Raw genomic sequence first — 13,111 nt, 5'->3', positions numbered from 1 at the left:
TTCAGCATAGTCTTAAAGTATTATAGCACGACTGTACATAATACTTTACTAATGTGCATTTCCGTTATATCATATTGGATATAACGGAATTAAATTAAAAGCGGGAGAGATGTTGTATGCCATCAGTAGAAAGCTTTGAATTAGATCATACGATTGTAAAGGCACCTTATGTAAGACATTGCGGAGTTCACAATGTAGGTAGTGACGGTATTGTAAATAAATTTGATATTCGTTTTTGCCAACCAAATAAACAAGCAATGAAACCAGATGTTATTCATACGTTAGAACATTTATTAGCATTTAATTTACGTAAATATATTGATCGTTATCCGCATTTTGATATTATCGATATTTCACCAATGGGCTGCCAAACAGGATATTATCTTGTAGTAAGCGGAACACCAACGGTTCGAGAAATTATTGATTTATTAGAACTAACATTAAAAGATGCGGTTCAAATTACAGAAATTCCAGCTGCAAATGAAACACAATGTGGCCAAGCGAAGCTTCACGATTTAGAAGGAGCACAACGCTTAATGAACTTCTGGTTAAGCCAAGATAAAGATGAACTTGAGAAAGTATTTGGATAAAGTGAAACTTTAATCAATGGTTGATGGGGGAGTGGCCCTATCAACCATTGATTATTAGTTGAACCAATCGGACCTTTACAGGCAGTTAAACTCCTACCTAACCTCTTCGTTTTTACATAATTTGGAGATAGGAGTCTTACTGCCTGTTAAGGCGGGATAAGAAGGGAAAACTGCCTGTGAAAGGGCAGTTTTTTTTGTAGCACGATAATAAATAAAATTATATCGACGATTTTTCGAATATATCGAACGCAACTTGAATTATATCAACGATTTTTTTAATATATCGACGTTTCGACACTGGATATCGACTTGCCGACAAAAACTGACAATATTATGAATCAAATAAAAAGAAGAGGTCGTCTAACATATGTGTTGGACGACCTCTTTTTTATGAAAGTATACTAGACACCCCAACATATAAAACAAAGGCAGAACCGAGAAAATAAACAAATGCCTTAGCTTTTTCTTGTTTCTTCATTTCATCAATTCCAAACAGGATAAACATAATACTTAAAAGAATAAACACGTAAGGTAAAAGAATAGTGAAGTTTGCAAATAGGCTAAATAGTGCAAGAGAAAGAGCGATAGTGGCGATTATAATTCGAATGTTTTTTAACATGTAATCCTCCTTTAAAAGAACATTATAAATGGAATAACAAAAACAATCGTAAAAAGACTTAAGCCGATGCTAATAGTTCCAATTTGTTTTTGCTGTTTTTGAATTGTCTCAATTCCTACTAAAATGCCATATAAACTAAAGAGGAACAAAATGATAGGTGAAAAGATTTGAAAGTTCATTGTAAAGGTGCTGTATAAGCATAAGATTAAAGTAATAAAAACGATGATGAGTTGTATTTGTCTAATATGCATTTTAGCCCTCCTTAGTAGAAAGAGAAGTTACCGAGAGAAAATAATAACAATAGCAACGATTAAAGTGAATACGCCAGAAAAGAAGGAGGGTGTACTATGTACTTTCTTTTGTTTCTGTTTTTCTTCTGCGCTCATGATGAAGGTCATAACAGATAAGGCGATGAGCATATAAGGCATTGTAACAAGTGCGTTTGTAAATATTACGGATAGAGCGAGAACGATGACGATAAGAGTGGATAATATGCGAAAGGTTTTTAGCATATTATTTCCCCCTTTTTTAAATAAACGACTTACCGAAATATTTCTGAGAAGCCAAGTAATAAAGCACCAGCTCCGGCCATGAAAGCAAGCATGCTGCTAGATTGTTTCTGTTTTTTTATTTCCTCTAAACCTATAGTGAAAGCCATAGCCCCTAAGAAAATGAACATGTAAGGCATAATGTCTCTGTTACCGCTAATAAAACTATAGGTTGCTATAGATAAAGTGATAAGTGCAAAAGTAATTCGAACGCCTTTTAACATAAAAGCCCTCCTTCTAGTTTATGTAGGTAATGATGATAACAATCTAAATGAAAGCACCTGCAACAATACAAATAAATCTAGTTCCTGAATCCTTTTTCCTTATTTGCTCAATGGTAATAAGAAGTAGTAAAACTCCTAATAGAAATTGTGAAAGTAGTAGAAAGTTATGTTGACCTGCCAGTAAACGAATGCTGGATATGATGTGGGCTAAAATAAGTAGTATATGAAGCGTATTATGAATTCTTCTTGCTGTTTTTTGTATAAGGGTTATCTTCTGGTTTATCAACGGAATGTTTATATGCATAGCCTTTATTAATCGTCATGACGGAGAGTACTAGTATGACTAGGACGATTATAATACCGATAATTAATATTTTGAACATAGAATCCCTCCTTTTCTTTATTTTACATAATTTTGTAATTGATGAAAACAATAGAAATTAAAAGGATGAAAGAAGGGTGTTACATGGAGACGAAAAAAACATATTATATATCAATAGGAAACGGCCAAATTTCACAAGTGAAGACAGCGGATACGTATAATTTTGAGATTTCCGCAAGTGATGAGGAAATTACGGAGTTAAGAGAGTACTTTGATCAAGCATATGTAGAGGATTTAGGTTCATTTGTACGTTCTCACGTTCCATTTGTTGAGTATCATCACGATTCGAATAATGACCGATATGATGAACAACTACAAAAAGCATATAAAATGATTTACGATTTAGGTAATCATGAGACGAAAGAATTAGTCGCGCAAATGGGAATAATCAATGGATTGTAATTGGATAATATTATGCAGAAAAGCGAGAATATGCTACAATTTGTGGTAGGAAAAACTTGTAACCATCAATAGGGGAGTAATGGCATGTACAAATTTAAAGATTATTACCACAACACTGTACAATTATCGTTTGAACGTTATCCATTTTCTCCTGAGCCAAAGCATGTTTGGGTTGTATGCCGGTACGGGGATCAATGGTTATTAACGCATCATTTACGTCGCGGTCTTGAATTTCCAGGTGGTAAAGTAGAATTAGGGGAAACACCGGAAGAAGCGGCAGTTCGAGAGGTTCATGAAGAAACTGGCGGCATAGTTTCTGATTTAACTTACTTAGGACAATATAAAGTATCTGGAAAAGACAAAATAATCATTAAAAACATTTATTTTGCAACAATTAGTGCGGTAGAGCAGCATACGCATTACGAAGAAACGAAAGGGTCTGTTTTATTAACAGACATTCCTGATAATATTAAAACTGATAGAAAATTTAGCTTTATAATGCGCGACGATGTATTGGCGCGTACGATGAAACATATAGAAGAAATCGGCTGTTTTACGAAGTAAAGTGGCTGGTTTCTTTTTTTTTGTAAGAATGAATGTAAATATATCCTTACAGTATTTTGGATATATTATACAATTTTTGTAAAGATATATTTACATTTTAGGAGGGGAAAGATGGATAAAAGAAAAGAAACGACTGTTACTGTTTCGATGGTTAAATTAAATATCTATGCATTTCTTATAATATTCGCTTTGGCGTTTGGAATTGGTTATTTGCATATATTTCTTTCAGGCGGGGTTCAATTTGAATTTACATTGCCCGTTATGTTTCTTTTGATTATTGGAATGATTGTTTTCGTTTGTATTCATGAGGCAATACATTTAATTGGATTTCGTTATATCGGAGGTGTTCCGTGGAGTGAACTAACATGGGGCGTCAATTGGAAATTAGGTGTAGCATACGCTCATTCTAAAAAAGAAATTACAGTAAAGCAAATGAAGAAAGTGTTAATGTTACCGTTTTTACCGACTGGAATTTTGCCAATTGTATTGGGATTAGTTATGAATCTGGAGCCACTCTCATTTTTAGGAATTTTACTAACAGCGAGTTGTATCGGTGACATTGCCTTATATCAAAAAGTTTCAAAGTTTCCAGATGATGCGCTAGTTAAGGATCATCCGAGTAAACCGCAGTTTACAGTATATGAATCATAAAGGAAGAGGAGGCGCTAGAGTAGCGACCTCCTCTTTTTGTTGTCACTTTTTGTCGGTAAGTCAATATATTGCAAAAATCGCTGATATAATTTATTAACTATTATTTTGTTTTCATCTCTACCTCTAAAAACGAAAGCACCTCCAACAAATCGTTCACCGTGCGTGAATGTTCAAAGTCACCCCAAAACGAATCTCTCTTCCAAACACCAAGAATTCCTACTCGTTCAGAACCAAGCACATCGTTTTCTGGATGATCTCCAACGTAAAGACACTCTGCGGCCTTAACGTCTAGCTTTTGCAAAGCTCGTTCGAAAATTTCAGGATGTGGTTTTTTTATTCCCTCCGCTTCGGAAACGAGAATTGTATTTGTATACGTATGTATGTTTAGTGCGCGGAGATTGCTCATTTGAAAGTCAGTAAAGCCATTTGTAATAATGCCAATTTTAATATTTTGTTGTGTTAAACGTTGAAGTAATTCATGCATGTTTTGGAAAGGAATACAATGATGTTGAAAATTTGTAATGTAGTCGTGCAGCAGTTGCTCTGGTGTTAAAGTGGTAATGTTGTATTCAGAAAGGAGAGTAGCATATACTTTATCTTTCCACGTATATCCATTATTATCGAGTTCAAGAAACCGAGAACAATACTCTAATTTTTCTATGCTCATTAAATGAGAGGCAAAGCGATTATATTGATCATAAATAAATTGTTCTAGAGATTGGCACCGATCTAAAAGTGTTCCATCTAAGTCGAAGAAGACTGCTCGAATCATGGGGAACCTCCTTACAATTTTTATAATTAATTATCGCATATTCGTTAAAAAATGATTATGATATTTTTGTAGAATGGAACGACGGAGGTTTATATGAAGAGACTGTATGGCAAGTTAGTAGGGTTTATCGTCGCAATTGGTTTACTAGCAGGATGCGATAGTTCTATGAAGAGTGTGAAGGAAAAAGAAGTTTGTAAAACAGAAGAAGAATGCGTGGAAATAGGAGATAATAAACTTCAAAAAGTATATGAAAAAATAGATGGATTATCTGAGCTTGAAGCAGTAGAAGATTATGATATAGAAGAGCATGAAAATGAGGATATGAAAGAGGCAGAGCAGAAAAAAGAGGATGACGAAAATTATTTCTTTTTAGCCTCTTATTATATTGATGGTGATGAAATTGTAGATCCTTATTTTGAAAAAATAGAACGGAAACGTTTAAATAAAGTATTCGCTGAAGATAAAGAAGCGAAAGAAGAGGTGCTACAACAGCGTCAAGATAGAGGTTATCATGAAGACTTATGGGATATGTACCGTACGCTCATTCCAGCTAAATATCGAGGGAATATAACAGAATTTGATTTAATAACGGACGGTTATGACGGTGTTGTTGCCCACGTTATGCCTAGTATGGAGAATCCGAAAGATTGGATCCTAAGCTTAGATACGCTTGATTCTGCAGTAAATATCGATGAAGTGATGAAAACATTAATTCATGAGACGGCTCACGTGTTGACGCTCGGGCATAAGCAAATACCAGTAGATGAAAAGTATGTAAAGGATTTTGAAGAAGATAAAGATATTTCAACGTACCGAAATAACTGTGAAACTCTTTTCTTACAAGAGGGATGTGCGAAGGAAAAATCTTATATTAATCAATTTTATAACTCTTTCTGGAAGGACATTGAGCAGGAGTGGACAGAAAAGAAAGTGGAAGAAAGTGAAGAAACTCAAATTGAATTTTTTAAAGAAAAGCATGAGGATTTTGTATCACAGTATGGAACGACAAATGTAGCGGAAGATATTGCAGATACGTTTACAGCATTTATTTTGCAAGATTCAAAAAAGGTGAAAGGGGAATCGGAGTTAAAGTATAAAAAAATTGCGTTCTTCTATCAGTTCCCTGAGCTTGTAAAAATGAGAGCGGAAGTGTTGTCGGGATTAGATGATATCTCAAAAACGATCGAACAACAAAGCGGACAATAATGAGAGGTATATATTTTAGCCAATAAAACGTAAAGAATTTTAGTTCTTTGCGTTTTTTTATGTTGATAAAATTGAAAATTCTGTCTTTTTTTAAAAAGAAGAAGGAACTGAAGCTTTAAAAGAGAATTAGTATAAAAATGTCACAAATTAGACACAATTATAATGCGCATATTGTAGGGACTATAAGTTTACTCTCAAGGAGGTAATGAAACGTATGAAAACGATTCTTGCGGTTGCTGGTCTCATTTGGGTAATGTCTCACGGTTTTCCGATTTTTGAAGGAGAGCAAATTCGTAGTGCATTAAATAAAAAGTATGATGATTATCATGTAATAGATCGAAAAGAAAATGTCGTTACAGTACGTGTGAAAGATTGTTTCCATACAGTTACGGTTGCAGATGGAAACGTTACAAATGAAACAAAGATGTGTGATAAAAGGTAAAGAAAGAAGCTGACTATAGTTTATCGCCCTAAGTCAGCTTCTTTTTCGTTTTCCAATTAGAAGTTTTTCAAATGCCTCAACAAACACATACATAAGTGTTGCGAGGACGCAGGTGAGTAGTACGCTCAGTAAGACGAGCGTGAAATTAAATACTTGGAATCCGTAGCTAATTAAGTAGCCAAGACCTTGTTTAGAGACGAGAAGTTCACCGAATATAACACCGACCCATGATAAACCAACGTTCACTTTTAACGTGGAAATAATTGCTGGGAAGGATGCAGGGAGAACGACTTGCTTATAACATTGCCACTTATTGGCGCCAAATGTGTCCATCACTTTTATATAGTTAGAATCGACTTCTTGAAATGCGCTGTAAATAACGAGAATGGTAATGATGATGGAAATGATTACTCCCATTGCAATCGACGAAGAAATATTTGGACCGAAGATTACAATGATAATAGGTCCAAGTGCCACTTTTGGCATGGCGTTTAGGACGACGAGATAGGGGTCGAGCACGCGAGCGAGAAGTGGCATCCACCAAAGAAAAGTAGCGATAATAGCGCCGAGCACTGTTCCAAGAATGAAGCCTACTCCTGTTTCAAGTAATGTCGTCCATATGTGAACCAAAAGCGAACCGTCAATCCATTTACTAAGGAAGAGATCCCAAATGCTTGAAGGAGAGCTAAAGAGTAAAGGATCAATCCACTCTTTTTTGCTAGCTATTTCCCATAGTGAAAAGAAAAGAATGAGCAGTAAAAGCTGCAGTGAGCGTGCTAACCATGCGCGCTTGCGTTCTTTTTTCTGAAACTGTTCATGTAGTTGCTTTATATTATCCAAGTCGCTCCAGCTCCTTCCATATATCTTGGAAGAGGGATGGGAAGTCGTGGTGATGGCGTGATTCTAACGGTGATAAGAAACGAATGCTTTCAGGGACGATAAATGTTTTTGCAATTTTTCCAGGGTTTGCTTGCAGTAAATAAATACGATCACTCATCGCAATGGCTTCTTCAATATCATGTGTTACGAGTAGTGACGTTTTCTTATATTTGCGTAGTAAGTTGAAAACGAGATCTTCTAGTTTCAACTTCGTTTGATAATCGAGAGCTGAAAAAGGTTCATCTAGCAATAAAATTTTCGGATCGGTCGCTAACGTTCGAACGAGAGCGGCACGTTGACGCATACCACCGGACAGTTCACGAGGGTATTGCTCTTCTACATCATGTAGACCGACTTGCTTTAAAAGTTGTAAAGTATGTTCTTTCGTCTGTTCATTGTAAATTTTTCGGGTGTGAAGTCCAAGCATAATATTTTCTTCAATTGTTTTCCAAGGAAACAAGTAATCTTGCTGCAACATATACCCCATAGATGAAGTTTTCGTTGTAATAGGCTCACCATCTAAAAAGACGATGCCCTCAATAGGATCAAGTAACCCGGCAATAATGGAGAGGAGTGTCGTTTTGCCGCAACCACTTGGACCGAGTATAGAAATAAATTCGCCTTCTTCCACTTGTAAACTCATATCTTCGAGAATCAGTTTGGCATTCTCTTTTGCGAAAAAGCAGTGAGAAACGTTACGTATTTGTAAAAAACTCATACACTTCGCCTCTATTTCTTAATAACGCTTTCGGCAATTTTTGTATTGACGAGCGCTTCATGTGGAACTTCTTTTTGTAATTCGCCAGCTTCTTTCATAATCGTTTGGAGCTGTTTCCATTCTTCAGCATCTAATAGCGGATTTGTCGCGTAAGAATGTTGCTTTTTATACCGTTCAATTACTTTTACTGTAATGTCTTTTGAAGTGTCTTTAAATAATGGAGACACAGCATCAGCAATCTCTTCTGGACTATGTGTATCAACCCATTGTTGCGCTTTATAGAGCGCACGTGTGAATTTTTCAGCAGCAGCCTTATCTTTCTTTAAGAAACTTTCTTTTGCCATAAACGTTGTATAAGGAACAGTGCCAGATTCAGCTCCGAAAGATGCGACGATATAACCTTTTCCTTCTTTTTCAAGTATACTTGCAGTCGGTTCAAAGAGCTGTACAAATTCTCCTGTACCAGATGCGAAGGCATTTGCAATATTAGCAAACTCGATATTTTGAATTAAGTTCGTATCTTTGTGAGGATCAATGCCATTTTTCTTTAAAACGTATTCTCCAACCATTTGCGGCATGCCGCCTTTACGTTGTCCTAAAAACGTAACACCTTTTACGTCATTCCAATTAAAAGAGTCTAACTTTTTACGCGAAACTAAAAATGTTCCATCTGTTTGTGTAAGTTGTGCGAAGTTAATGACGGGGTCTTTTGCTCCTTGTTGATGAACGTAAATAGACGTTTCAGAACCGACGAGAGCAATATCAATTCCGCCAGATAATAGGGCGGTCATCGTTTTGTCTCCGCCAGCTGTTGTTTGGAGGTCAATATTTAATCCTTCATCTTTAAAAAATCCTTTTTCAATCCCGACATATAACGGGGCGTAGAAGAGAGAATGGGTAACTTCGCCGATGCGAATGTTTTGAGTTTGTTCTTTCGTACCTTCTTTTTTACTACTGCAAGCAGCAAATGTGAAAACAGCTAGTAACATGATGCAAAAAACAGCTATAAATTTTTTCACTATATGACACCTCCTAGAAGTCACTCTACAAGCATGATATGTAGGTAAGTGCCCATATGTGAGTGTAGATAGCAGGAATTTTTTTGGTGATAAAGAAGTACAAATATAAGGGGTGATAAAATGGAGTACGAATATGATGATAGCGTACATTTACATCTTGATTATTTCGGAACAGAATGTGATATGGAATCGATTGCTTATAAGCGGAAGAATGAAGACGTGTGGGATGTGTATTTTAATTTTGGAGCATATGGTCTTCAGAAAGATGAGATTGAGACAGGTAGATTTATGGACGAATATGCTGGTCATTACGTTTTTTCTGTACATGCTCGTGATCTTAGCTGGGAATTTGGAAGTGCTCAATTTGAAGAGTGGGTTTTGAGAAATCAAATAGTAGAAAAATCGCTGCAAAAATAGGGAGGAATTTTGTGGTCGATTTTCTCATTTTCTTGTTCATTTTCGTAGTCGGATTTTTTATTATGCAAGTACTCGTTTATCGATTTGCAAAGAAAAACATTCAAAAATATACAAAAAGAAAATGGATTCATATGTGGCTAGAGATGAATATGAAAAAGGGCCCGAGATTAGATCTTTTTGATTTTGTAGTTATCGTACTTGTATGTATTATATGGAAAGTATGGATGTATTCTCTTATATAATACATATGCTCATGTCTGTTAGACTGAAGGAGAACCTGTCAGTGTTGGTAGGTTCTTTTTTTATGGTAATAATTTTGTGAAGCATAGTTCATTTATGCTGTTAGAATATAGAGCGAAGAAGTTTTATCCCGTTCAATCTTGAATGGTTCGGACTTATTAAAGTTTCACTGTATTTTTAAGGGGAAATTAAGGATACATGTGTATAATACAAACACATAGGGAGACTAACTGTATACAAATATGTTATTTTGTATATGACAATATGTTTGTTGATGCGAGACGAAGGGGTAAAGGAAAGAGGGAATAAATTGCGTTTTGATTTTTTAACACGACAACGAAGAAGAGATGAATTTTATCTTAGTTTTTCTCCTCAAGAGCCGAGGAAGAATCTATTAATTTCTATCATTCTTAGTGGAATGTGGGCGATTTGTTTAGAAACGCTGTTTTTTGTTATGTTAAGATCTTTCGAATTCGAGAGAACTAAAGAATTTTTTAATGGGAAAATACAGCTAAGTATACTTATTATTGTTTTGTGGGGTGTACTACTATACATTATTCATTTAAATAAAGGCATCGGTCATAAACTTAGGCCGGCTATTAGAGCTTACGCCTTACTATTTTTAATTGCCCATACAATGAATTGGATGTATATCATGATGCAGGAGAATATGAGCCTTGTATTAGTTAATAACTGGATTTACCAGCGATACGGACAGTATATACTAAGCCTATTATTTATTTATATGATATATGTTTTTGTGTATAGTTTGCTTGGACGAATCTTTTTGAGTGTCACGATAACAAGTTTGGTGTTAATTATCTTTGGTATTGTGAACCATTTTAAACTTATTTTTAGAGGAGATCCATTCTATCCGTCTGATTTCATACAGATTACTCAAATGCAGTCCGTTATACCAATGGTTATGGACTATTTTAGTTGGTGGACTATATTTTTGGGAATATTCGGGATTACTCTGCTTGTATATTTAGTTATGTATATACGAAAGCATATTCCAGTGATAAAACCTAATATAATTACGAGAATTATTTTAATATGTGGTTCTACGTTTATGGTGTATGCATATAGTAATTATCCTAATACATTTATGAGTAATGTATTGCAAAAATACGGGGTAACCTTCGTGGCTTGGAATCAAAATGTAAACTATATTGATAATGGTTTTGTTTTAGGATTTGTCAGTAACTTAGACACAACTGTCATTGAGAAGCCAGAAGAATATTCAAAAGAAACTATGCAACAAATTTCAAATAATATAAAGAAACAATATGGAAGCAATGTAGGGAAAAAAGAAAAGAGCGAGAAGCCAAATATTATATTTTTCATGAGTGAAGCTTTTTGGGATCCAACAAAGCTAACGAATCTTTCATTTAGCGAAGATCCGGTGCCGAATTTACATCACTATATTGAGAATTTTCCGGGTGGACAAACAGTAGCTCCTGTATTCGGGGGAAATACAGCGAATACAGAATTTGAAGCGTTAACGAGCTATTCAATGAGCTTTTTAAAGCAAGGTTCTATACCATATCAACAAGCGGTGACAGGACAAAGAGAAATTCCGTCTATCGCAAGTGAATTGAAAAAACATGGATATTATACGAATGCAATTCATGCTTATGGAAGGTCATTTTATAAGCGGGATGATGTATATAATGTTTTAGGAATTGATAATTTCAATGCAGAAGATACAATGCAAAACGTAGAGGTAGATGGAGATTATATTAGCGATGTATCTATTAGTAAAGAAATAATAGAGGAATTGAATAAGAGACAGCAACCTACGTTTATTCATGCAGTTACGATGCAAAATCATTTCCCATTCAATCCAGGACGATTTGAAGAAAAGCAAATAGAAATTAGCGGATTAACAGAAGAGGGATCGAAAGCAGAATTAGAAACATATACTGAGGGTGTACGTCGTTCTGATGAGGCTCTAAAATATTTAGTAGAACAAATTCAAGAGCTAGAAAGGCCTACTATATTGGTTTTCTTTGGAGATCACTTACCGATATTAGGGGTAAATAAAGCTATCTATGAAGAAGCTGGATATATAGAAAATGAAGAAACTCTAAATGAAAGATTAGCTATGTCAGAAACGCCATTGTTAATGTATGCAAATTTCGATTTGCCAAATGACAATTTAGGTTTAGTAAGTCCAATTTATTTTTCTAATCTTGTTTTTGATTATGCAGGGATAAATAAATCACCGTTTTATCAATTTTTATCAGAAATGCATAAAGAAATACCAGTCCTTAAAGAGGAGTTAAAGGTTAATAAAGATGGAGAAGAGATAACAGATTTAACAAAGAAACAAAAAGAAATGTTAGAGCAATATAAAATGATCCAATATGATTTACTTGCTGGAAAGCAGTATAGTAAAGATATACTTTTTAAATAAAACAAACAAAAAGAACTTGTATAACAATACAAGTTCTTTTTTTATAGTATTTAACGGGGTAACCAGACAAGCTGGGTTTAGGGAGTATTACCTGTATATTTAGTATAAATGAAAATGTAATCGTTTTATTGATTGATTTGTGAGAAATATGTGAATTTTAATCTTTTCAAAAACTGCGTTCCTATCGAAACGATTTGGTATAGATTTTTATGAATGCAAAAACTTTATAAGTTCTTCATTTAATTCATCCGCTTGATCGATTGGCGAGCCGTGACCGCTATTTGTAAGAGGATGTAACTGGGAATTTTTAATCTGCTTTTGTGTGAGTTCAGCGCTTTTGTAAGGGATCAGTTGATCGTGAACACCGTGGAATATTTTTGTTGGGACGTTAATTTTACTTAAATCTTTCGTTACGTCTTCATTTGCGGCTGCTTGCAATATTTTGATGAGAGCGTAGGAAGCAGACTGCATGCCGAGATAAGAAAACCATTCTAACGTAGCAGATCCTAAGTTTCTATTGAAAAATGATAAAGATACATCATTTAAAAATTTAGGCATATTGGCATACATTTGATTAATGAGGGTATCCGCTTGTTCTTTTGGGACGCCATAGGGCGATTCTTGATTTTTAACGAAAGAGGGGGAAACAGCATCGATTAATACAAGTTTAGAAATACGACGGCCATTGTAGCGGGACATGTACCGAATAGAAAGAGCGCCACCTATTGAAAAACCGACTAATGTAGCACTTTCTACTTGAAGTGCTTCTAGAACAATGGCGATATCGTCTGCTAAACGATCGTAAGTGTAACCAGTCCACGGTTTATCAGATTGCCCGTTTCCGCGTATATCCATAGCGATGCAGCGGAAACCATGCTGTGGTAACACATTGAGTTGATATTGGTACATTTGATGATTTAAAGGCCAGCCATGAACGAAAAACACGGTTTTACTACCGGGTCCAGGATTAACGTCTTGCACAAAAATATGCACATCTTTCTCGACGGTAACAAACATAA

20 protein-coding genes are annotated in these 13,111 nt (G+C 35.2%); 9 read left to right on the top strand and 11 right to left on the bottom strand.

The window, feature by feature from the left end; all coding sequences use genetic code 11:
• Window positions 1–116 precede the first annotated feature (116 nt).
• Window positions 117–590: an S-ribosylhomocysteine lyase LuxS gene (gene luxS / locus DN392_RS00320; protein ID WP_001141371.1), complete on the top strand. Its 474-nt coding sequence runs from the start codon at window positions 117–119 to the stop codon at window positions 588–590.
• A 388-nt stretch (window positions 591–978) separates the two neighbouring features.
• On the opposite strand, the gene DN392_RS00315 is transcribed toward luxS, so the two are convergent.
• From DN392_RS00315 to ytzI, 6 genes are read right to left on the bottom strand one after another with little or no spacing between them, the layout of a single operon-like run.
• Window positions 979–1,209, bottom strand: a complete 231-nt coding sequence (locus tag DN392_RS00315) for a YczI family protein (protein ID WP_000916679.1) — start codon at window positions 1,207–1,209, stop codon at window positions 979–981.
• An 11-nt stretch (window positions 1,210–1,220) separates the two neighbouring features.
• A complete protein-coding gene (locus DN392_RS00310) occupies window positions 1,221–1,460 on the bottom strand; it encodes a hypothetical protein (protein ID WP_000548108.1) in 240 nt (79 codons plus the stop codon).
• A gap of 27 nt (window positions 1,461–1,487) precedes the next feature.
• Entirely contained in the window at window positions 1,488–1,721 is a 234-nt protein-coding gene (locus DN392_RS00305; RefSeq protein WP_064056376.1) for a hypothetical protein, read from the bottom strand.
• Window positions 1,722–1,750: 29 nt separating this feature from the next.
• Complete coding sequence (locus tag DN392_RS00300) at window positions 1,751–1,981, bottom strand: YczI family protein (RefSeq protein WP_000912049.1); 231 nt, start codon at window positions 1,979–1,981, stop codon at window positions 1,751–1,753.
• Window positions 1,982–2,024: 43 nt separating this feature from the next.
• The gene (locus DN392_RS00295) at window positions 2,025–2,222 is read right to left on the bottom strand and encodes a DUF3953 domain-containing protein (protein WP_050552255.1); all 198 of its coding nucleotides are present in this window, start codon (window positions 2,220–2,222) and stop codon (window positions 2,025–2,027) included.
• A complete protein-coding gene (gene ytzI / locus DN392_RS00290; protein WP_000472802.1) occupies window positions 2,215–2,364 on the bottom strand; it encodes a YtzI protein in 150 nt (49 codons plus the stop codon). Before ytzI ends, DN392_RS00295 begins: the two co-directional genes overlap by 8 nt.
• Window positions 2,365–2,447: 83 nt before the next feature.
• Here ytzI and DN392_RS00285 point away from each other — a divergent pair, with 83 nt between their 5' ends.
• The 3 genes from DN392_RS00285 to DN392_RS00275 all read left to right on the top strand — a co-directional run bounded on the left by DN392_RS00285 (window position 2,448) and on the right by DN392_RS00275 (window position 3,980).
• Complete coding sequence (locus tag DN392_RS00285; RefSeq protein ID WP_000448410.1) at window positions 2,448–2,765, top strand: hypothetical protein; 318 nt, start codon at window positions 2,448–2,450, stop codon at window positions 2,763–2,765.
• Between the two features lie 84 nt (window positions 2,766–2,849).
• On the top strand, window positions 2,850–3,329 hold the full coding sequence (gene mutTA / locus DN392_RS00280) for an antimutator 8-oxo-(dGTP/GTP)ase (RefSeq protein WP_000276389.1): 480 nt from the start codon (window positions 2,850–2,852) through the stop codon (window positions 3,327–3,329).
• A gap of 111 nt (window positions 3,330–3,440) precedes the next feature.
• Window positions 3,441–3,980 carry a DUF3267 domain-containing protein gene (locus DN392_RS00275; protein WP_000361296.1) on the top strand — a complete coding sequence of 180 codons (540 nt, stop codon included), beginning with the start codon at window positions 3,441–3,443 and terminating at the stop codon, window positions 3,978–3,980.
• 100 nt (window positions 3,981–4,080) lie between these two features.
• Here DN392_RS00275 and DN392_RS00270 read toward each other — a convergent pair whose 3' ends face one another.
• The gene (locus DN392_RS00270; protein WP_000617299.1) at window positions 4,081–4,752 is read right to left on the bottom strand and encodes an HAD family hydrolase; all 672 of its coding nucleotides are present in this window, start codon (window positions 4,750–4,752) and stop codon (window positions 4,081–4,083) included.
• A 93-nt stretch (window positions 4,753–4,845) separates the two neighbouring features.
• Between DN392_RS00270 and DN392_RS00265 the strand changes: the two genes are divergently transcribed.
• Together DN392_RS00265 and DN392_RS00260 are read left to right on the top strand one after the other, a co-directional pair.
• A complete protein-coding gene (locus DN392_RS00265; RefSeq protein WP_061673067.1) occupies window positions 4,846–5,958 on the top strand; it encodes a hypothetical protein in 1,113 nt (370 codons plus the stop codon).
• A gap of 214 nt (window positions 5,959–6,172) precedes the next feature.
• Entirely contained in the window at window positions 6,173–6,400 is a 228-nt protein-coding gene (locus DN392_RS00260; protein WP_000849118.1) for a hypothetical protein, read from the top strand.
• 33 nt (window positions 6,401–6,433) lie between these two features.
• Here the strand turns inward: DN392_RS00260 and DN392_RS00255 are convergent, their stop codons facing one another.
• From DN392_RS00255 to DN392_RS00245, 3 genes are read right to left on the bottom strand one after another with little or no spacing between them, the layout of a single operon-like run.
• The gene (locus tag DN392_RS00255) at window positions 6,434–7,240 is read right to left on the bottom strand and encodes an ABC transporter permease (protein ID WP_000368763.1); all 807 of its coding nucleotides are present in this window, start codon (window positions 7,238–7,240) and stop codon (window positions 6,434–6,436) included.
• Entirely contained in the window at window positions 7,233–7,997 is a 765-nt protein-coding gene (locus DN392_RS00250; RefSeq protein WP_064056374.1) for an ABC transporter ATP-binding protein, read from the bottom strand. The genes DN392_RS00255 and DN392_RS00250 overlap by 8 nt, the downstream gene beginning before the upstream one ends.
• Before the next feature lie 11 nt (window positions 7,998–8,008).
• On the bottom strand, window positions 8,009–9,016 hold the full coding sequence (locus DN392_RS00245) for an ABC transporter substrate-binding protein (RefSeq protein ID WP_000713416.1): 1,008 nt from the start codon (window positions 9,014–9,016) through the stop codon (window positions 8,009–8,011).
• 120 nt (window positions 9,017–9,136) lie between these two features.
• Between DN392_RS00245 and DN392_RS00240 the strand changes: the two genes are divergently transcribed.
• The 3 genes from DN392_RS00240 (at window position 9,137) to DN392_RS00230 (ending at window position 12,092) form a co-directional block, all read left to right on the top strand.
• Window positions 9,137–9,433 carry a DUF3986 family protein gene (locus DN392_RS00240; protein WP_000455571.1) on the top strand — a complete coding sequence of 99 codons (297 nt, stop codon included), beginning with the start codon at window positions 9,137–9,139 and terminating at the stop codon, window positions 9,431–9,433.
• Between the two features lie 11 nt (window positions 9,434–9,444).
• Complete coding sequence (locus DN392_RS00235) at window positions 9,445–9,675, top strand: hypothetical protein (RefSeq protein WP_000227436.1); 231 nt, start codon at window positions 9,445–9,447, stop codon at window positions 9,673–9,675.
• A gap of 272 nt (window positions 9,676–9,947) precedes the next feature.
• Window positions 9,948–12,092: an LTA synthase family protein gene (locus DN392_RS00230; protein ID WP_064056409.1), complete on the top strand. Its 2,145-nt coding sequence runs from the start codon at window positions 9,948–9,950 to the stop codon at window positions 12,090–12,092.
• Window positions 12,093–12,299: 207 nt separating this feature from the next.
• Here DN392_RS00230 and DN392_RS00225 read toward each other — a convergent pair whose 3' ends face one another.
• On the bottom strand, window positions 12,300–13,109 hold the full coding sequence (locus DN392_RS00225; protein WP_000498292.1) for an alpha/beta fold hydrolase: 810 nt from the start codon (window positions 13,107–13,109) through the stop codon (window positions 12,300–12,302).
• Window positions 13,110–13,111: the final 2 nt, after the last annotated feature.

This window comes from Bacillus sp. BB51/4 (assembly GCF_008368845.1).
Lineage (GTDB): Bacteria > Bacillota > Bacilli > Bacillales > Bacillaceae_G > Bacillus_A > Bacillus_A wiedmannii.
Note: the sequence above shows the minus strand (reverse complement) of the source record. Positions and strands in the feature narration are given on the sequence as shown.

Coding starts and splice junctions, on each gene's coding strand:
- luxS (WP_001141371.1), top strand. CDS start 117: ATGCCATCAGTAGAAAGCTTTGAATTAGATCATACGATTGTAAAGGCA.
- DN392_RS00315 (WP_000916679.1), bottom strand. CDS start 1,209: ATGTTAAAAAACATTCGAATTATAATCGCCACTATCGCTCTTTCTCTT.
- DN392_RS00310 (WP_000548108.1), bottom strand. CDS start 1,460: ATGCATATTAGACAAATACAACTCATCATCGTTTTTATTACTTTAATC.
- DN392_RS00305 (WP_064056376.1), bottom strand. CDS start 1,721: ATGCTAAAAACCTTTCGCATATTATCCACTCTTATCGTCATCGTTCTC.
- DN392_RS00300 (WP_000912049.1), bottom strand. CDS start 1,981: ATGTTAAAAGGCGTTCGAATTACTTTTGCACTTATCACTTTATCTATA.
- ytzI (WP_000472802.1), bottom strand. CDS start 2,364: ATGTTCAAAATATTAATTATCGGTATTATAATCGTCCTAGTCATACTA.
- DN392_RS00285 (WP_000448410.1), top strand. CDS start 2,448: ATGGAGACGAAAAAAACATATTATATATCAATAGGAAACGGCCAAATT.
- mutTA (WP_000276389.1), top strand. CDS start 2,850: ATGTACAAATTTAAAGATTATTACCACAACACTGTACAATTATCGTTT.
- DN392_RS00275 (WP_000361296.1), top strand. CDS start 3,441: ATGGATAAAAGAAAAGAAACGACTGTTACTGTTTCGATGGTTAAATTA.
- DN392_RS00270 (WP_000617299.1), bottom strand. CDS start 4,752: ATGATTCGAGCAGTCTTCTTCGACTTAGATGGAACACTTTTAGATCGG.
- DN392_RS00265 (WP_061673067.1), top strand. CDS start 4,846: ATGAAGAGACTGTATGGCAAGTTAGTAGGGTTTATCGTCGCAATTGGT.
- DN392_RS00260 (WP_000849118.1), top strand. CDS start 6,173: ATGAAAACGATTCTTGCGGTTGCTGGTCTCATTTGGGTAATGTCTCAC.
- DN392_RS00250 (WP_064056374.1), bottom strand. CDS start 7,997: ATGAGTTTTTTACAAATACGTAACGTTTCTCACTGCTTTTTCGCAAAA.
- DN392_RS00240 (WP_000455571.1), top strand. CDS start 9,137: ATGGAGTACGAATATGATGATAGCGTACATTTACATCTTGATTATTTC.
- DN392_RS00230 (WP_064056409.1), top strand. CDS start 9,948: ATGCGAGACGAAGGGGTAAAGGAAAGAGGGAATAAATTGCGTTTTGAT.
- DN392_RS00225 (WP_000498292.1), bottom strand. CDS start 13,109: ATGTTTGTTACCGTCGAGAAAGATGTGCATATTTTTGTGCAAGACGTT.